At 60.6% G+C, this 16,486-nt stretch carries 19 protein-coding genes; 10 read left to right on the top strand and 9 right to left on the bottom strand.

Features of this window, described 5'->3' with window-relative positions; all coding sequences use genetic code 11:
* Positions 1-762, top strand: a complete 762-nt coding sequence (locus AC6CWS_RS13470; protein WP_023289632.1) for a DeoR/GlpR family DNA-binding transcription regulator — start codon at positions 1-3, stop codon at positions 760-762.
* A 21-nt stretch (positions 763-783) separates the two neighbouring features.
* Here the strand turns inward: AC6CWS_RS13470 and AC6CWS_RS13465 are convergent, their stop codons facing one another.
* On the bottom strand, positions 784-1,728 hold the full coding sequence (locus AC6CWS_RS13465) for an L-lactate dehydrogenase (protein ID WP_065882375.1): 945 nt from the start codon (positions 1,726-1,728) through the stop codon (positions 784-786).
* A 145-nt stretch (positions 1,729-1,873) separates the two neighbouring features.
* Here AC6CWS_RS13465 and AC6CWS_RS13460 point away from each other — a divergent pair, with 145 nt between their 5' ends.
* Positions 1,874-2,356: a GNAT family N-acetyltransferase gene (locus tag AC6CWS_RS13460; RefSeq protein WP_065882377.1), complete on the top strand. Its 483-nt coding sequence runs from the start codon at positions 1,874-1,876 to the stop codon at positions 2,354-2,356.
* Here AC6CWS_RS13460 and ptrR read toward each other — a convergent pair.
* Positions 2,310-3,188, bottom strand: coding sequence for a putrescine utilization regulator PtrR (gene ptrR, locus AC6CWS_RS13455; RefSeq protein WP_023289635.1), 879 nt, complete (start codon positions 3,186-3,188; stop codon positions 2,310-2,312). The genes AC6CWS_RS13460 and ptrR overlap by 47 nt on opposite strands.
* A 106-nt stretch (positions 3,189-3,294) precedes the next feature.
* Here ptrR and sad point away from each other — a divergent pair, with 106 nt between their 5' ends.
* From sad to AC6CWS_RS13420, 7 genes are all read left to right on the top strand, one after another.
* Positions 3,295-4,680, top strand: a complete 1,386-nt coding sequence (gene sad / locus AC6CWS_RS13450) for a succinate-semialdehyde dehydrogenase (protein ID WP_065882378.1) — start codon at positions 3,295-3,297, stop codon at positions 4,678-4,680.
* 80 nt (positions 4,681-4,760) lie between these two features.
* The gene (gene glsB / locus AC6CWS_RS13445; RefSeq protein WP_050534214.1) at positions 4,761-5,687 is read left to right on the top strand and encodes a glutaminase B; all 927 of its coding nucleotides are present in this window, start codon (positions 4,761-4,763) and stop codon (positions 5,685-5,687) included.
* Entirely contained in the window at positions 5,687-6,055 is a 369-nt protein-coding gene (locus tag AC6CWS_RS13440) for a DUF4186 domain-containing protein (protein WP_023289638.1), read from the top strand. Before glsB ends, AC6CWS_RS13440 begins: the two co-directional genes overlap by 1 nt.
* A 114-nt stretch (positions 6,056-6,169) precedes the next feature.
* Positions 6,170-7,594: a GGDEF domain-containing protein gene (locus AC6CWS_RS13435; protein ID WP_023289639.1), complete on the top strand. Its 1,425-nt coding sequence runs from the start codon at positions 6,170-6,172 to the stop codon at positions 7,592-7,594.
* A gap of 76 nt (positions 7,595-7,670) precedes the next feature.
* Positions 7,671-8,201: a GNAT family N-acetyltransferase gene (locus AC6CWS_RS13430; RefSeq protein WP_065882383.1), complete on the top strand. Its 531-nt coding sequence runs from the start codon at positions 7,671-7,673 to the stop codon at positions 8,199-8,201.
* A 113-nt stretch (positions 8,202-8,314) separates the two neighbouring features.
* Entirely contained in the window at positions 8,315-9,766 is a 1,452-nt protein-coding gene (locus AC6CWS_RS13425) for a tagaturonate reductase (RefSeq protein ID WP_065882386.1), read from the top strand.
* A 254-nt stretch (positions 9,767-10,020) separates the two neighbouring features.
* Entirely contained in the window at positions 10,021-10,467 is a 447-nt protein-coding gene (locus tag AC6CWS_RS13420) for a GNAT family N-acetyltransferase (protein WP_140599568.1), read from the top strand.
* Between the two features lie 208 nt (positions 10,468-10,675).
* Here AC6CWS_RS13420 and AC6CWS_RS13415 read toward each other — a convergent pair whose 3' ends face one another.
* From AC6CWS_RS13415 to AC6CWS_RS13395, 5 genes are all read right to left on the bottom strand, one after another.
* On the bottom strand, positions 10,676-11,056 hold the full coding sequence (locus tag AC6CWS_RS13415) for a tautomerase family protein (RefSeq protein WP_023289643.1): 381 nt from the start codon (positions 11,054-11,056) through the stop codon (positions 10,676-10,678).
* Positions 11,047-11,367: a carboxymuconolactone decarboxylase family protein gene (locus AC6CWS_RS13410; RefSeq protein WP_023289644.1), complete on the bottom strand. Its 321-nt coding sequence runs from the start codon at positions 11,365-11,367 to the stop codon at positions 11,047-11,049. The genes AC6CWS_RS13415 and AC6CWS_RS13410 overlap by 10 nt, the downstream gene beginning before the upstream one ends.
* Positions 11,368-11,529: 162 nt before the next feature.
* Positions 11,530-12,291 carry a trans-aconitate 2-methyltransferase gene (tam, locus tag AC6CWS_RS13405; protein ID WP_065882387.1) on the bottom strand — a complete coding sequence of 254 codons (762 nt, stop codon included), beginning with the start codon at positions 12,289-12,291 and terminating at the stop codon, positions 11,530-11,532.
* 206 nt (positions 12,292-12,497) lie between these two features.
* Positions 12,498-12,788 (bottom strand): hypothetical protein, encoded by a 291-nt coding sequence (locus tag AC6CWS_RS13400; protein ID WP_008804940.1) that lies wholly within the window; start codon positions 12,786-12,788, stop codon positions 12,498-12,500.
* A gap of 229 nt (positions 12,789-13,017) precedes the next feature.
* Positions 13,018-14,205, bottom strand: a complete 1,188-nt coding sequence (locus tag AC6CWS_RS13395) for an MFS transporter (protein ID WP_023289646.1) — start codon at positions 14,203-14,205, stop codon at positions 13,018-13,020.
* A gap of 177 nt (positions 14,206-14,382) precedes the next feature.
* Between AC6CWS_RS13395 and AC6CWS_RS13390 the strand changes: the two genes are divergently transcribed.
* Positions 14,383-14,829 (top strand): VOC family protein, encoded by a 447-nt coding sequence (locus tag AC6CWS_RS13390; protein WP_032452804.1) that lies wholly within the window; start codon positions 14,383-14,385, stop codon positions 14,827-14,829.
* 38 nt (positions 14,830-14,867) lie between these two features.
* Here the strand turns inward: AC6CWS_RS13390 and AC6CWS_RS13385 are convergent, their stop codons facing one another.
* A complete protein-coding gene (locus AC6CWS_RS13385; RefSeq protein ID WP_498256405.1) occupies positions 14,868-15,293 on the bottom strand; it encodes a VOC family protein in 426 nt (141 codons plus the stop codon).
* A gap of 319 nt (positions 15,294-15,612) precedes the next feature.
* Complete coding sequence (locus AC6CWS_RS13380; RefSeq protein WP_049014133.1) at positions 15,613-16,458, bottom strand: LysR substrate-binding domain-containing protein; 846 nt, start codon at positions 16,456-16,458, stop codon at positions 15,613-15,615.
* Between the last annotated feature and the right edge of the window lie 28 nt (positions 16,459-16,486).

Raw genomic sequence — 16,486 nt, 5'->3', positions numbered from 1 at the left:
ATGAAGGGATATAACCGGTTAGAGCAGATTATGGACTTCCTGAAAAGCCATAATCTGGTGACAGTCGACCAGCTGGTGGCGGCGACCAACGCCTCGCCAGCCACCATTCGCCGCGACCTGATCAAACTCGATCAGGAAGGGGTGATCAGCCGCACGCATGGCGGGGTGACGTTGAACCGGTTTATTCCTGCCCAGCCGACGACGCTGGAGAAAGCCCAGCGCAGCCCGCTGGAAAAGCAGGCGATCGCCAGCGCGGCGGCAGCGCTGGTGAAAGCCGGCGACGCCATTGTGCTTGATGCCGGCACCACCATGATTGAACTGGCGCGGCAGATCACCCATCTGCCGCTGCGGGTGATCACCAGCGATTTACATATCGCCCTGTTTTTGTCGGAATTTAAGCAGATTGAAGTGACGATTATCGGCGGGCGCATCGATGACAGCAGCCAGTCGTGCATCGGCGATCACGGCCGCCGCCTGCTGCAGACCATCTGGCCCGATCTCGCCTTCGTCAGCTGCAACGGCTGGGACCTTGAGAAAGGGATCACCGCCCCGACGGAGGAGAAGGCCGCCCTGAAACGCGATCTGATGGCCAATGCCCGCCGGCGCATTCTGCTGGCGGACAGCTCCAAATACGGCGCCTGGTCACTCTTCAACATTGCCCCGCTGGAGTCGTTGACCGATATCGTCACCGACGGCCACCTGCCGGAAGCGACCCGCGAGGCGCTGGTGACCCTTTCCCCTCAGCTAATCATTGCCGACTGATCCAGACGCGGCCGTCTGCCGTCAGGGCAGACGCGCGATATTGGCTTTGATCACCGCAACCGACTGGCTGAACTTCGCCTGTTCTTCGCCGGCCAGTCGCAGTTCGATAAACTGCTCCACGCCCCCCTGGGCCAGCACCGCCGGCACCCCAGCCGCCGCGCCGCTGACCCCGTACTCACCGTCAAGAATGCAGGAGACCGCCAGCGCGCGGTGGCTGCCGGTAAAAATATTGCGGCAGATCTCGGCGATGGTGCCTGCCACGCCATATTCCGTACAGCCTTTGCCGGCGTAGATCTCAAACCCCAGCTTGCGCACTTTGTCGGCCATCGCCTCCCGGTCGAGCGGCCGGCCGGTGCGTTGCTGGTAGAGGTCGGCGATCGGCGTGCCATATACCGAGGAGTGCGACCATACCGGAAACTGGGTATCGCCGTGCTCGCCGAGGATAAAAGCGTCGATGCTCTGGGCGCCAATGTTCAGCTCCTGCGCCAGCAGACGACGCAGGCGGGTGGTATCCAGCCAGACGCCGGTGCCCAGCACCTGGCTGCGCGGCAGGCCGGAGAGCTGCCATACCTGCCAGGTGATGATGTCACACGGGTTGGTGGCCACCAGGAAGATGCCGTTAAACCCGTTGGCCATCATGGTCGGCACAATGCTCTTGACGATTTTCGCGGTAGTGGTCAGTTCATCGAGACGGCTCTGGCCGGGGCGCAGCGCGCCGCCGGAGACGGTGATCACCGCGATGTCGACATCGGCGCAGTCGCTGGCCTCGCGGGTGGAGATGGTCATCATCCCCGGCAGATAGGCCGCGGCGTCGCTGAGGTCCTGAGCGTGGGCCTCGGCGCGCGGCTGGTTAAGGTCGACGAGGATCAGCTCCTCACAAATGCTCTGGTTGAGCAGGGCGTAGGCCGCTGACGCGCCGACGTTACCGGCGCCAATAATCATCACTTTACGGGCTTTGGTGCGCATATTCAGGTCTCAAAAACGGACGGCAGGGGATAAAGTTACTGCGTTTCAGTTAGTTAGCGCAAGTGGCGGGCGGCAATATAAGTTAATGCTATGGCGGTAACCGTTCCGGGGCGCGCTACAGTGGCGTAAAAAAAGGAGCTCACCTATGTATACCATCACCGACATCGCCCCCACCGACGCCGAATTTACCGCCCTGATTGCCGCCCTCGACGCCTGGCAGGAGACACTCTACCCGGCGGAGAGCAACCATCTGCTGGACCTCGGTCAGCTGCCGCCGGAGACAGTGATCGCCCTGGCGATCCGCAGTCCGCAGGGCGAAGCCGTTGGCTGTGGGGCTATCGTCCTCAGCGAGGAAGGTTTTGGCGAGATGAAGCGGGTCTATATTGATCCACAGCATCGTGGGCAACAGCTGGGAGAAAAGCTGCTGGCGGCCCTGGAGGCGAAAGCGCGCCAGCGCGACTGCCATACTCTGCGCCTGGAGACCGGCATCCATCAGCATGCGGCCATCACCCTCTATACGCGTAACGGCTATCAGACCCGCTGCGCGTTTGCTCCCTACCAGCCCGATCCGCTCAGCGTCTTTATGGAGAAACCGCTGTTTGCCGATCTTCGTTCAGCAGTGCTATAAACGCTTCCAGCTGGCGGGTTTTGGCGCCCCGACGCCACACCAGCCAGGTGGTGAGCCAGCGCCACTCTTCCGCCAGCGGCCAGGCGGAAACCTGCTGATGGCCCGGCATACTCTCCAGCATACTGCGCGGGATCAGCGCCAGCCCAGCGCCGGCGATCACGCAGGCCAGCATCCCGTGATAAGACTCCATCTCATGGATCCGGCCCGGAGTGGCTCTGTCGGCATGGAACCAGCTCTCAAAATGCCGGCGGTAGGAACAGTTGGCGCGAAAAGCGTAGACATTAGCCCCGTTCACTTCGCTGGCGCGGGCGATGGGCGCGTGGCCGTAGGGGGCGACGATCATCATCTCTTCAGGGAACACCGGCAGCCCCTCCAGGCCCGGGTGCACCAGCGGTCCGTCAACGAACGCGGCGCTCAGGGCTCCCTCCAGCACGCCGTCGATCATCGTCCCGGAGGGGCCGGTGGAGAGGGCGAGATGAATTTTCGGGTAGCGCTGATTAAAGTGGGCCAGGGTGGTGGGGATCCGCACCGCCGCGGTGCTCTCCAGCGAACCGAGAGAGAACAGTCCCTGGGGTTCGTCGCCCGCCACTACCATTCGCGCCTCGTCCACCAGGGCGAGGATCTGCTGGCTGTAGCGTAAGAAGCTGTGGCCCGCGGGCGAGAGGCGCAGCCGCTGGTTCTCGCGGATAAACAGCTCAACGCCAAGATCCGCCTCCAGCTGGCGGATGCGGGTGGTGAGGTTGGACGGCACGCGATGCACTTTCTGCGCCGCCTGGGTAATGCTGCCGGTGCTGGCGACGGCGTTAAACATCTCTAGCTGAGTCAGGTCCATACTATTCTTCTTTTGTGAATGCGTTGCTTAATATTATTCATTTTCAATGAATGGAAAGGTAAGCCAGAATACGTTCACTTCGCAAGCAACGAGAGAGAGAATAACGATGAATTTATCTGCAACGCACGCCGTCTCCGTCAACCCGACTACCGGCGAGGTGGTCTCCTCGCTGCCGTGGGCCAGCGAACGCGAGGTCGACGCGGCTATCGCTCTCGCCGCGGCGGGCTATCGCCAGTGGCGTCAGACGCCGCTCGCCGCACGCGCCGACGCGCTGCGCCGCATCGGGGCCGAGCTGCGCGCCCGCGGTGAAGAGGTGGCCCAGACGATCACTCTCGAGATGGGCAAACCGATTGCTCAGGCTCGCGGCGAGGTGGCGAAATCCGCCAATCTCTGTGACTGGTATGCCGAACATGGCCCGGCGATGCTGGCGACCGAAGCCACGCTGGTGGAAAATAACCAGGCGGTGATCGAATATCGTCCGCTGGGGGCCATTCTGGCGGTGATGCCGTGGAACTTCCCGGTCTGGCAGGTGCTGCGCGGCGCGGTGCCGATCCTGCTGGCCGGCAACAGCTACCTGCTGAAGCACGCCCCGAACGTGATGGGCAGCGCCCGCCTGCTGGGCGAGATTTTTGCCGCCGCCGGCCTGCCGGAGGGCGTGTTTGGCTGGGTCAACGCCACCAATGACGGCGTTACGCAGATTATCAATGACGACCGCATCGCGGCGGTGACCGTCACCGGCAGCGTCCGCGCCGGGAAAGCGATTGGCGCTCAGGCGGGCGCAGCGTTGAAGAAATGCGTGCTCGAGCTGGGGGGATCCGATCCCTTTATCGTTTTGAATGATGCCGATCTGGATGAAGCGGTGAAGGCCGCCGTCACCGGCCGCTATCAGAACAGCGGCCAGGTGTGCGCCGCGTCGAAGCGCTTTATCCTCGAAGCCGGCATTGCCGAGGCCTTCACCCGCAAATTTGTCGACGCCGTCGCGGCGCTGAAGATGGGCGATCCGCGCGACGAGCAGAATTACGTCGGGCCGATGGCGCGATTCGATCTGCGCGATGAACTGCACCAGCAGGTAACGGCGACCCTCGATGAAGGCGCAACCCTGCTGCTGGGGGCGGAAAAAATCGAAGGGGCGGGCAATTACTATGCGCCAACGGTCCTGGGCAACGTCACCGCCGGCATGACCGGCTTCCGCCAGGAGCTGTTTGGTCCGGTCGCGACCCTGACCACCGCCCGTGACGCAGACCATGCGCTGGCCCTCGCCAACGACAGCGAATTTGGCCTGTCGGCAACGGTCTACACCACCGACGAGGCGCAGGCCCAGCGCTTTGCCCGCGAGCTGGAGTGCGGCGGTGTCTTCCTTAACGGCTACTGCGCCAGCGACGCCCGGGTGGCTTTCGGCGGCGTGAAGAAGAGCGGTTTTGGTCGTGAACTGTCGCATTTTGGCCTGCATGAGTTCTGCAATGCGCAGACCGTCTGGAAAGACCGTCGCTAATCTGCGTTTGCCCCTGACGACCGTCGTTCTCGTCTGCTATACTCGCCCACCAAAATTCGACGGTGGGCAAGGAGCCGCGTGTGGCGACGGTGATCAATAACGCAATGCTGGAAGCCATTCTGGCAGAAATCAGGCCGCTGATTGGCCGCGGTAAAGTGGCGGATTATATTCCGGCGCTGGCCAGCGTCAGCGGCGATAAGCTTGGCATCGCTATCTGTACGGTGGACGGGCAACATTTTGCCGCCGGCGATGCCCATGAACGATTCTCCATCCAGTCGATCTCCAAGGTATTGAGTCTGGTGGTGGCCATGAACCACTATCAGGAAGAGGAGATCTGGCAGCGGGTGGGGAAAGATCCCTCCGGTCAGCCCTTTAACTCGCTTCTGCAGCTCGAGATCGAGCAGGGCAAACCGCGCAACCCGTTTATCAACGCCGGGGCGCTGGTTGTCTGCGACATGCTGCAGAGCCGGCTCAGCGCGCCGCGCCAGCGAATGCTGGAGATTGTCCGCCGCCTGAGCGGCGTGGCCGATATCGCCTACGATCCGCTGGTGGCCCGCTCTGAGTTTGAGCATTCGGCGCGCAACGCCGCTATCGCCTGGCTGATGAAATCCTTCGGCAACTTCCATAATGATGTCGCCACCGTGCTGCAGAACTATTTCCACTACTGTTCGCTGGAGATGAGTTGCGTCGAGCTGGCGCGAACCTTTCTGTTTCTCGCCGACCGCGGCATTGCCCCGCATCTCGAAACGCCGGTTATCGCGCCGATACAGTCCCGCCAGGTGAATGCCCTGATGATGACCAGCGGCATGTACCAGAACGCCGGCGAGTTTGCCTGGCGCGTCGGTCTGCCGGCGAAATCGGGCGTCGGCGGCGGAATTGTGGCAATTGTGCCGCAGGAGATGGCGATCGCGGTCTGGAGCCCGGAGCTTGACGAGGCGGGGAACTCCCTGGCCGGCGTGGCGCTGCTGGAGAAACTGACTCAGCGGATGGGGAGGTCGGTGTTCTGATGGTCGATCAGGATCGATTATTTGCTCGCCTGGCGCGTTCGACGTTTCGTTCACGCTTCCGGCTGGGAATGAAAGAGCGGCAATACTGCCTCGATAAAGGGCCGGAGGTCATCGACCAGCATGCCGCCGATTTTATCCGTCAGCGGCTGGCGTCCGCCGCGCCGGCCAATGATGGCAAGCAGACGCCGATGCGCGGTCACCCGGTGTTTATCGCCCAGCACGCGACCGCCACCTGCTGTCGCGGCTGCCTGGAAAAATGGCACGCCATTCCCCATGGCCGCGCGCTGAGCGAGCAGGAGCAGCGCTATATTGTGCAGGTGATCCACCGCTGGCTGGTGCTGCAGATGAATGGCCCGTCTGTGCGCTAATTTGCATTTGATCGGCGCCGGAGTATGCCTGATAAATATTCTCATGTTATGAGAATCCGCTAACTAACTATTAACATAATAATTGCCTGAAACAATTAGACGGATAATTACTGAATGTCTTCACTGTCGATTCGGTCATTTACGCTGTTTCGTGAAGAACAACCCGTGCGCGATGCACTGGTCTTATTTACGTTAACGCTATTGCTGCATTTTCTGGGCGCGATGCTGCGTCTGGTGCAGGAGCTCTCTTTCTTCTGGCCGCTCAACGCAGTGATGGCCGGGATCTTTGCGCGCTACGTATGGCTTAATCGCAGCTATTTTTATGCCGTCTGCTTTGCGGCAATGCTGGTCTATGACGGATTAACTTCGCGCTGGGGAATGGGCTTTGCCTCATTGCTGATTAACTTCTCCAATATTGTCTTTATTGTGACCCTGGCGCAGCTGGTGCTGTGGGATAAACGACGCGCCGACTCGATGCCCGGCCCGATTAACGCGCTTAATTTATTCTGTTTCTGTCTGTTAGCCGCGCTGCTGTGCGCAGCGGTCGGCGCGTTGGGGTCGGTGGACGTCGAGCGCGCCACCTTTATTCCCCAGCTGGCGGACTGGTTTAGCGAGCAGTTCTCGACGGCGGTGCTTATTCTGCCGTTTATTCTGACCCTGACGCTGCCCTCCGCGTTAAGCGGTTTTCGCTTTCGCCAGCTGCTGCCCGCGCTGGCGCTGGTGCTGTCGATTGCCCTCGGCGTGGCGGTGGGCGGCGCCGGCAGCATTACCTTCCCGTTACCGGCCCTGATCTGGTGCGCCGTGCGCTATCCGCTGCCGCTGACCTGCCTGTTGACCTTTCTCACCGGCATCGGCGAGATACTGCTGGTGGCCAACTCGTTAATTCACTTTGCGCCGGATACGCGAATGCAGCCGTGGCAGCTGTTCTCCACTCGCCTGGGGATCGCGGCGATGCTGATAAGTCCGGTGATCGTCGCCTCCAGCGTCGAGGCGATTAACATGCTGGTGAAACAGCTGGCCCTGCGCGCCGATTTTGATTTCCAGACCCGGGTCTATTCCCGTTCCGGGCTGAGCGAGGCGCTGAAGCGTCAGGCCTTGCCGGCCGATAAACTGCTGACGGTGATGGTGCTGGATATCGATGGCTTCAAAAGGGTGAACGATGCCCTGGGCCATGAGGGCGGAGATTGCGTACTGACTCAGTTTGCCCAGCAGGTCAGGCAACTGGTGGGCGAGCAGGGTATGGTCGCCCGTATCGGCGGCGAGGAGTTTGCGGTCGCCGCCGTGGTCGACAGCACCCAGCAGGGTTACCTGCTGGCGGAGAAGATCCGCCACGGCGTAGAGTCGCAAGCTTTCGGTTGGGGACATAACCCGATCCACCTGACCATCAGTATGGGACTGGAGACACGCGAGGTGGGCCAGGCCCGTATTACCGAGCTGTTTAACCAGCTGCTGCTGGCGGCGGACGATGAAATGGTCAAAGCCAAACAGACAGGCCGTAACCGCATCTGTATGCCGACGCTGACGGAAAGCGCACCATAAGAAAATCCTATAGGTGTTATGCTTGTGTTAATGCTTGGTTAAAATATAGTGATGTGGTCAAAAACAAGGAGCTAGTATGATCACATCATTTTCACTGCGCACGCTATCGCGCGACGATATTCTTCATCACCTTCCGGCATTAAGCGATATCCTGGCGAGCTGCGTGAACGGCGGCGCCTCGGTGAGCTTTATGCTGCCTTTCAGTCAGCAGACGGCGACGACCTTCTGGCAACATGTCGCCAACAGCGTGGCGGCCGGGGAGCGCATCGTGCTGGCCGCCCTTGACGCTGAGGAACGTCCCGTCGGCACCGTGCAACTGATCACCAGCCAACCGGAAAACCAGCCCCATCGTGCGGACGTGGCCAAACTTTTGGTTCACCAAAATGCCCGTCGCCTGGGGATTGCCAACGCGCTGATGGCGGAGCTGGAGCAAACCGCCCGGCGGGTAGGCAAGACGGTGCTGGTGCTGGACACGGCGACCGGCAGCGGGGCGGAACAGTTCTATGTCCGCTGTGGCTGGGAAAAAGTGGGCGAAATTCCGCGCTATGCGCTGATGCCTGACGGTGAGATGACCGCCACTTCACTGTTCTATAAGTTTCTTCCCTGACGGCGGTTATTACAGAATCCTTTGATCAAAACAGGGTTTCACTGGTAGTAAAACCTGATAAGTTATTGGACCAATTACTCAGGTTGTATGACTACTCTTAGAGGGAACCCATTGTGAAAACGTTAAACCGTCGTGATTTCCCCGGCGCGCAGTACCCTGACCGTATCATCCAGTTTGGAGAAGGTAACTTCCTGCGCGCATTCGTTGACTGGCAGATTGACCTGCTCAACACGCATACCGACCTGAATGCTGGCATCGTGGTCGTTCGTCCTATCGCCACCGATTTCCCCCCCTCCCTGAATACCCAGGACGGCCTCTATACCACCATCATTCGCGGTCTCAACGAGCAGGGCGAAGCGGTGAGCGACGCGCGGCTGATCCGCTCGGTCAACCGGGAAATCAGCGCTTACGCTGACTACGACGCTTTTTTACGGCTGGCGCATAACCCCCAGATGCGGTTTGTCTTTTCCAATACCACTGAGGCGGGCATCAGCTACCATGCCGGGGATCGGTTTGATGACGCGCCGCCGGTAAGCTATCCGGCAAAACTGACCCGCCTGCTGTTTGAACGCTACCAGCATTTTGCCGGCGCAGCCGATAAGGGATGGGTGATCATCCCCTGCGAACTGATCGATTATAACGGCGAGGCGTTGCAGACGCTGGTGCTGCGCTATGCCTCCGAGTGGCAGCTGCCGCAGGCCTTTATCAACTGGCTGACGTCGGCAAATACCTTCTGTTCCACGCTGGTGGATCGCATTGTGACCGGCTACCCGCGCGATGAAGTGGCGGCTCTGGAGGCGCAAACCGGCTATCAGGACGCTTTCCTCGATACTGCCGAGCACTTTTATCTGTTCGTTATTCAGGGGCCCGCCTCATTAGCCAGCGAGCTGCGACTCGATAAGCTGCCGCTCAATGTGCGCATCGTGGACGATATCAAGCCCTATAAAGAGCGCAAAGTGGCGATCCTCAACGGGGCGCACACCGCCCTGGTGCCGGTGGCCTTCCTGACCGGGATCGACACCGTCGGCGAGGCGATGAACGATGCGGAAATTTGCGCGTTTGTCGAAAAGGCGATTTATGACGAGATTATTCCGGTGCTGGATCTGCCGCGCGATGAGCTGGTGTCATTCGCCAGCGCCGTGACCGGACGCTTCCGTAATCCCTATATCAAACATCAGCTGCTCTCGATCGCTCTCAACGGCATGACCAAATACCGCACCCGTATTCTGCCGCAGCTGCTGGCAGGGCAGAAGGCGCATGGCGCGCTGCCGCCGCGCCTGACCTTCGCCCTGGCGGCGCTGATCGCCTTCTACCGGGGAGAGCGGGAGGGGACAAGCTATCCGGTACAGGATGATGCGGAATGGCTGACGCGCTACCAGACGCTTTGGGCCCGCCATCGTGACGGCCAGATATGCACCCGCGAGCTGGTTTCCGCTGTGCTCAGCGTGGAGTCCCACTGGGAGCAGGATCTCAGCCAAATCCCCGGCCTGGTGGAGCAGGTCGCCGCTGACCTTGACGCTATCCTGACCCGCGGTATGCGCGACGCCGTCAGGCCGCTCTGCTGATAGCGGAGTCTATTCACCCGGCTGCGGCCGGGTTTAATCGCACTCGAATTAGTTACAACATACTTTTTTATTAACCGGATTAAGCCGGTCGGCAGCCTCGCTGCAAAAGGCTTTTTAGTGCCAAATCGCCCTGCACAGGGGGAGAATTGTGGTTAAGCCGCTTGAACAAATACCTGCGCAGGAAAATAATGGCCTTAACACATATTTCCTGCCAATGTTCGCAGGCTAATTCATTCATCTGTAAGGAAACTCGCATGGTCATCGATATCCGGGAAGTTCGGCCGCATGACAAAGCCGAATGGCTTCAGCTCTGGGAAGACTATACCCGCTTCTACGGCAGCCCGCAGCCGGAAGAGGTGACCGAATGCACCTGGCAGCGGATGCTGGAGGTGAACTCACCCGTGCTGGGCAGAGTCGCGGTGGTGGATGATACCGTGGTGGGGTTCGCTATCTGCATTCTGCACGAAGGCACCTGGGTCACCACGCCGATCTGCTATCTGGAGGATCTATTCGTCGATCCTGCCTTCCGCGGACAAGGCATTGCCAGAACGCTGATTAAGTCGCTGCAAACCGAAGGGGCTGAGAAAGGCTGGTCACGTCTGTACTGGCATACTCGCCGTGATAATCCCGCCCGCCACCTGTATGATGAATTCACCCCGGCTGACGATTATGTGCGCTACAGGATCACCCTCGACTCCTGAAGCGATAAGATGTTGTTAAGCTTTTCCCGCTATAACAGGGGAAACAGGCTCAGGAGAAGCAACGATGGAAAAACGTCTCGAAACAGTGGTCAATCTGATAATGTTTCTTTCGCTATTGGCGACGGCCTGGGATCTGTCACTGGTGCATCATCTCGCCTGGTAGCAACAAAATAGCCTGAATCGCGGCGCCCTGCAGGCGCCGCCTGTCTTATTCACCCGCCATTATGCCGGCGCTGAAACTCCAGTCCTCCAGCTGGTTAAACTGGATCACCACCATCACGTCCTGCGGGCTGACCGCCATCTCATCGGCTAACCGCGCGCACAGCCGACGGTAGAGCCCCTGTTTCTGCGCCCGGCGGCGCGGCTTCCCGGCGAAAATATGAAACAGCACGAAACGGGCGCTGCGCCCGCCGCTGAGATAATGCGGGTCGTAAATGCGCTGTCCGTCGGCGGTCTGCTCGATAAACTGAAATTTGTCCGCCGGCGGCACGTCAAACTCCGCCACCAGGCATTCATGGAATAGCGCCGACAGTTGAGCAAACTCCGCGGGGCGCCAGGCCGCGCCAAGCGAAATACGCGTCAGAGGCATGGCGCCTCCTGCGCGTTCAGGCAGGTCAGGGCGCTGGCCGCCGCCGGCCAGCCGGCGTAGAACGCCAGGTGGGTAAACATTTCGACCATCTCCTCCTGGCTCAGGCCATTTTGATAGCCGTAGGCGATATGCCAGGGCAGTTGCTCCGTTTTGCCCAGCGCCGTCAGGGCGGAGAGGGTGATTAAGCTGCGTTCGCGGAGCGACAGCTCGCTACGCGCCCAGATATCGCCAAACAGCACCGTTTCGGTCAGTTCGGCCAGTTTTGGCGCAATGGCAGCCAGCGTGTGGCGATCGACAGGGGGGGTATGCATTGTGACTCCCGTTACAGGTTGAAGTGGTCGTCACTGTCGCACGCTGAGGAATGTGTTGAATATCGCAATGTTCAGGATAGTTAATCCTGAAAATCAGGATGGTCTGCTGGCCCGCTCTTATTTTTGGGTTGGTTATGTTTTACGATTTACTCCTGCCAACCGTCAGGCGGCTCTTTTTCGCGCCACGATAAACAGACGCGGGAAGCGCAGAAGCACCATTCCGTTACACTGTAACGGATAGTGGTCGGCCAGCAATGCCAAATAGCGGGTCAGAAAGGCGCTCCTGGCCGCTTCATCGAGGCCCGTCAGATAAGGTCGCAGTCCGGTGCCCTGCAGCCAGTCGACGATCGCCTGATGCGAAGCGAGCGGATGAAAATAGGTGGTGCGCCAGATATCAACTGCGCAGCCCTGACGGGTGAGCAGATCGTACCAGGCGTTCGGCGGAAGCAAGGGCTGGCGACCACGGTCCGGTAATCCCAGCTCGCCGGCGACCTGACGCATCAGAGTATGGGAGGGCTCCTGCCAGTTATCCGGCATCTGCACCGCCAGCGTACCGTTCTCCGCCAGCTGGTTAACCAGATGCGGAAACAGCGTCTCATGATCCGCCAGCCACTGCAGCGAGGCGTTGGCATAGATGACGTCTGGCGGTTGCGCAGGCCGCCAGCTGGCGATATCGGCCTCGATAAACTCACAGTCAGGTAAGGCCTGCGTCGCCTGGCCCAGCATGGCCGGGGAGTTATCGATACCGACGATCGCCGCCAGCGGCCAGGCGGCACGCAGCAGGCGGGTACTGTTGCCCGGCCCGCAGCCAAGGTCAACGACGCTCTCGACCTGCAGGTGAGCGATACGGGAAAGCAGGTCAGCCGCCGGGCGGGTGCGCTCAGCGTCAAACTGCAGATACAGCGAAGGGTTCCAGTCGGCCATCGGGCGTTGTCCTGTGTAAGGGAGACAGGGCAAAGCATAGAACGCCCGGGGCCGCCTGTCAGGGGGAAATGATCCACTGCAGCATCTGCCTTGCGTGACAGTGTCACCGATAAAATAACCTCAGCAGGCTATCCCGTGCGTGATGGGCACATTGTCAGGGAGTAAGCGGATTGGGCAGCATCTGCGCCCGCAGCGGGCGCAGTGGCTTATTCGGCGTTCTTGAGCGCTTCGGCGCGGCTGGCGGTGGCGTAAACAAAATCCAGCATCGGCTCGAGATCGGTATCGTAGCCGGCCTGAATAATCTTCCCGCGCAGCCATTCGATTTCACTGGTGATATCGGGAGGGAAAATGTTGTTATCCTGCGCCCGGCGCAGCCATTTCAGCAGAAAGTTGTTCTTTCCTCTGATACCGCCCGACTTTTTCGACTTTCCGTGCATCTTCAGCGCGACCAGGACGCAGTAATAGAAATGAACGCGCTGATTAAAACTTTGGTGCATGTCTGTGTTTCCCGCCAGAATCAGGAATTCACCGTGTGGGTCAGTGATTCGGATTGGACTACGGCGGCGGGCCGGATCGTTGCGCGATCTCTGTTGTTTTCCGCCACCGTCCTTGCATCTGTCGCCAGACGCTGAAGGGGATGTTGGCACGGAAGCCGAATCGTCGTCAATTGCCGATTCGTTTTTTGCCGGTGTCGGCGGCCCGCGGCGTTCCGCGAGCCGGGCCTGGCTACGTCCTGACCGCGGCCCGCTGTTGCAGATATACGCGTAAAATCAGCAGGAAAGCGAACACTACGACGATTGCCGCCAGCAGATACAGGGTGGCGAGATCGTAGTAACCGGCGACCCAGCCGGCCAGCGGCCCGGTCAGCCCCAGCGCGAGATCAAGGAACGCCGAGTAGGTGCCAAGGGCGGTCCCCTGGTTTTGCTCTTCCACCTGTTTTACCGCCTCAACCCCCAACGCCGGGAAGACCAGCGAAAAACCCGAGCCGGTGAGAAAGGCGCCGATCCCCGCCACCCAGGCCGACGGCGCCAGCCAGATAAGCAGCAGGCCGAGACATTCGATGACGAAGCAGGCCAGGGATACCGGGACCCCGCCATAGCGAGTGATGGTGTTCCCCAGCACCAGGCGAACACAGATAAAGCCGACGCTGAACAGCGAGAGGGTAAACGCGGCGCCCTGCCAGCTGTGCGCGGCAAAGTAGAGGGTGATAAAGGTGGCAATAACGCCGAAACCGACGGTGCCAAAGGCCAGCCCCAGCCCATAAGGCCAGATTTTGCGCACCACCGCGTGAAAGGGCGCTCTGACGCCGGCGGTCACGCTGACGTCCTGCCGCGTGCGGGCGAACAGCAGTCCGATGGCGGCGACCAGCACCACCACCGTGGCAAAGCCGCTGATGCCGAAATACTGATTAAGGGTGACCCCCAGCGGCGCGCCGACCGCCATCGCCACATAGGTTGCCACGCCGTTCCAGGAGATCACCCGCGACGTATGGATCGCGCCGACGGTTTTGATCCCCCAGAGCGTGGCGCCGGTGGCGGTAAAGCTTTCGCCGACGCCAAGAAACACCCGGCCCGCCAACAGCGCGGCAATCGCCAGCATCGGCATCGCCTGCAACATTACCGCCAGCAGCGTGAAGGCGCCGCTGAGCAGACAGCAGACGATCCCGAGGCTAACCACTTTTTTCGGGCCCCAGATATCGGTGTAGCGCCCGGCGTGCGGCCGGCTTATCAGCGTCGAGATGTACTGCAGGCTGATCACGATCCCGGCGACAAAGGTGCTGTAGCCTAGCTGATAGTGAATATAACCCGGCAGAACGGCCAGCGGCAGACCAATAGAGAGATAACAGATACAGGTAAAAACAACGATCGAAATGATGCGCAGATTAAGTTGCGTGGTGCTGACGGAAGTGCTCATAGGGATAGAGGGTGAATACATAGGGATGTTTAGCATAACGCGCCGCGAAGAGGCTGGCGAGTGGCGAGGGCGTTTTATCCGTGATCGATGGCCTCGCCGCCGTCATTAACGGTGTTGCCGCTGACGCCGGCTTCGGGGCATGATGACGGTATCTTGCCGCCGCCTTGAGGAGAGAATATGTCCCAGGAATTCGCCGATATTGACGTTATGTTCATTGCGGGCTTCGGCCCTATTACCCAAAGCACCTCGCAAAGCCGTGATTTCTATTGTCAGGCATTGGGATTGCCGCTGAAGCCGATGCCGGGTAACGAGGCGTATCTGCTTAGCGAGCAGGATGCCATCGGCGGGGTGAAGCATTTTGCGCTGTGGCCGCTGGCGCAGGCGGCGCAGTCCTGTTTTGGTCAGGAGCAGTGGCCGGAGACGGAGCCGGTGCCGCAGGCGTGGATTGAATTTGAGGTCCGCGACCTTGCCGCGGCGACGGCGCGGCTGCAGCAGCAGGGGTACCATCTCCTTGTTGCCGCGCGCGACGAGCCGTGGGGGCAGACCGTCACCCGTCTGCTCAGTCCGGAAGGTCTGCTGGCCGGGCTTACCGTGACGCCGTGGCTGCGGGCGGAACAGGCTTAACGTCCCCGCCGGGCGCGGTGCGGGTCACCTCGGGGAGGTTATTGAGGCTCCTCGTGATGTGAAACGTTTCGCACTTCCCCCCAGGCGTGATTTTGCAGCACGGTGCGATAGCCGTCGCGGTCGACGAAAGTGACGCCGTTGACCTCCCAGTAGGGGTTGAATGCCGTGACGCGCAGAAACCCGGCGGCGTCCATAGCGCTGCATTGTGCCTTCCAGGCCTCAGGCTGAGAATAGTACAGCACCAGCAGATCTTCATCTCCTGGCGAGGGGGTAACGGGATGGTGGCGGCAGTGGGTGAATTCCAGATGCCAGCTGGCATCCGGCGAACCGATCATCATCCCGCTGAATCCTTCATGATCGGTAAAGCTTCCAAGTTGCTGCAGCCCCAGCCCGGCGCAATACATGCTGGCGGTGCTCTCCAGTTCGCTGACCGGTCTGGCGATGCGCATGTGGCAGAACGACATATTGACTCCCAAAAGGCGTAGGCCGGGTCAGGCGCAGCCGCCACCCGGCAAAAAAGCGGCATCATGGCCGCGACCCGGTGCCCGGCGGCGCTGCGCTTGCGCGGGCCTACGGAGCGGAGGAACCCTTAGCCGGCTAAGCGCCGCCAGTAGGCCGGGTCAGGCGCAGCCGCCACCCGGCAAAAAAGCGGCATCATGGCCGCGACCTGGCGAAAACGATTTTGTCGCTCGGGTGGATACTGTAGCGGCAAAACGCCTCTGCGTTTGTCGGTAAGAGCTCAGGTTCGCCTCCGGCGAATGCGTCGCGGTTTCCTCTTTTAGCTTAGCCGTTCGCGGCGCTTTGCAACAGGATGCGCCACTCGCTGAGGGCGGAGGTGCTGAACCCCTGGCGCCAGATAAGCTGGGTGGTCGCCTCGCACAGCGGTTCGCTTAGGCTGTTTTCGGGAAGCGTCATCAGCGCCAGCACGCTCTGCGGCAACAGGCAGGCGTAGCGCCCGGAGGCCACGCAGGCCAGCATGCTGTGATAGGAGCTCACCTCATGCACCTCGACGGCCGCCTGTTGTTCCGCCAGCCAGCGCTCTCCCAGCGCCCGATAGCTGCAGCCGCTGGCAAATGCCGCGAACCGCAGCGGGCCAGCGCTCTGCGGACGGACCAGCATCAGGGTTTCCTGAAACACCGGGACAGATCCCAGGCCGGGCGGGCATGCCGGTTGGCCATCCGTCCCTGGCGGCAGGCAGACCAGCGCGGCATCAAGGGCAGCGGTTAATACCCCCTCGGTTAACTGGCGGGTGGGCCGGGTGCTGAGCGTGACATCCACCTGCGGGCACCGCTGTTGGAAGCGGGTGAGCAGCGGCGGCAGACGGCTGGCGGCGGTCGCCTCCATCGCGCCCAGCCGCAGGCTGCCGCCGGGCGTGGTTGGATGCAGACTCTGCTTTGCCTCTTCCGCCAGGCTCAGGATCCGCCGGGCATAGCTGAGAAACTGAACGCCTGCCGGCGACAGCACCATTTTTTTGTTGCCGCGGACGAAGAGTTCCACGGCAAGCTCCTCCTCCAGTTGCTGAATACGGGTGGTGATATTGGACTGGGCGCGGCCAAGCCGTTTTGCTGCCAGAGTGACGCTTTGCGTGTCGGCCACCTGGATAAAAATCTGCAGTGTGCTGTGGTTCATATTTTTATTCTCAATATGATAATGATGT

This window comes from Klebsiella sp. M041, assembly GCF_059759695.1.
Note: the sequence above shows the minus strand (reverse complement) of the source record. Positions and strands in the feature narration are given on the sequence as shown.

Excerpts from the sequence above, each read along its gene's own strand:
- AC6CWS_RS13470 (WP_023289632.1), top strand. The coding sequence starts at position 1 with ATGAAGGGATATAACCGGTTAGAGCAGATTATGGACTTCCTGAAAAGC.
- AC6CWS_RS13465 (WP_065882375.1), bottom strand. The coding sequence starts at position 1,728 with ATGCGCACCAAAGCCCGTAAAGTGATGATTATTGGCGCCGGTAACGTC.
- AC6CWS_RS13460 (WP_065882377.1), top strand. The coding sequence starts at position 1,874 with ATGTATACCATCACCGACATCGCCCCCACCGACGCCGAATTTACCGCC.
- ptrR (WP_023289635.1), bottom strand. The coding sequence starts at position 3,188 with ATGGACCTGACTCAGCTAGAGATGTTTAACGCCGTCGCCAGCACCGGC.
- sad (WP_065882378.1), top strand. The coding sequence starts at position 3,295 with ATGAATTTATCTGCAACGCACGCCGTCTCCGTCAACCCGACTACCGGC.
- AC6CWS_RS13440 (WP_023289638.1), top strand. The coding sequence starts at position 5,687 with ATGGTCGATCAGGATCGATTATTTGCTCGCCTGGCGCGTTCGACGTTT.
- AC6CWS_RS13435 (WP_023289639.1), top strand. The coding sequence starts at position 6,170 with ATGTCTTCACTGTCGATTCGGTCATTTACGCTGTTTCGTGAAGAACAA.
- AC6CWS_RS13430 (WP_065882383.1), top strand. The coding sequence starts at position 7,671 with ATGATCACATCATTTTCACTGCGCACGCTATCGCGCGACGATATTCTT.
- AC6CWS_RS13420 (WP_140599568.1), top strand. The coding sequence starts at position 10,021 with ATGGTCATCGATATCCGGGAAGTTCGGCCGCATGACAAAGCCGAATGG.
- AC6CWS_RS13415 (WP_023289643.1), bottom strand. The coding sequence starts at position 11,056 with ATGCCTCTGACGCGTATTTCGCTTGGCGCGGCCTGGCGCCCCGCGGAG.
- AC6CWS_RS13410 (WP_023289644.1), bottom strand. The coding sequence starts at position 11,367 with ATGCATACCCCCCCTGTCGATCGCCACACGCTGGCTGCCATTGCGCCA.
- tam (WP_065882387.1), bottom strand. The coding sequence starts at position 12,291 with ATGGCCGACTGGAACCCTTCGCTGTATCTGCAGTTTGACGCTGAGCGC.
- AC6CWS_RS13400 (WP_008804940.1), bottom strand. The coding sequence starts at position 12,788 with ATGCACCAAAGTTTTAATCAGCGCGTTCATTTCTATTACTGCGTCCTG.
- AC6CWS_RS13395 (WP_023289646.1), bottom strand. The coding sequence starts at position 14,205 with ATGAGCACTTCCGTCAGCACCACGCAACTTAATCTGCGCATCATTTCG.
- AC6CWS_RS13390 (WP_032452804.1), top strand. The coding sequence starts at position 14,383 with ATGTCCCAGGAATTCGCCGATATTGACGTTATGTTCATTGCGGGCTTC.
- AC6CWS_RS13385 (WP_498256405.1), bottom strand. The coding sequence starts at position 15,293 with ATGTCGTTCTGCCACATGCGCATCGCCAGACCGGTCAGCGAACTGGAG.
- AC6CWS_RS13380 (WP_049014133.1), bottom strand. The coding sequence starts at position 16,458 with ATGAACCACAGCACACTGCAGATTTTTATCCAGGTGGCCGACACGCAA.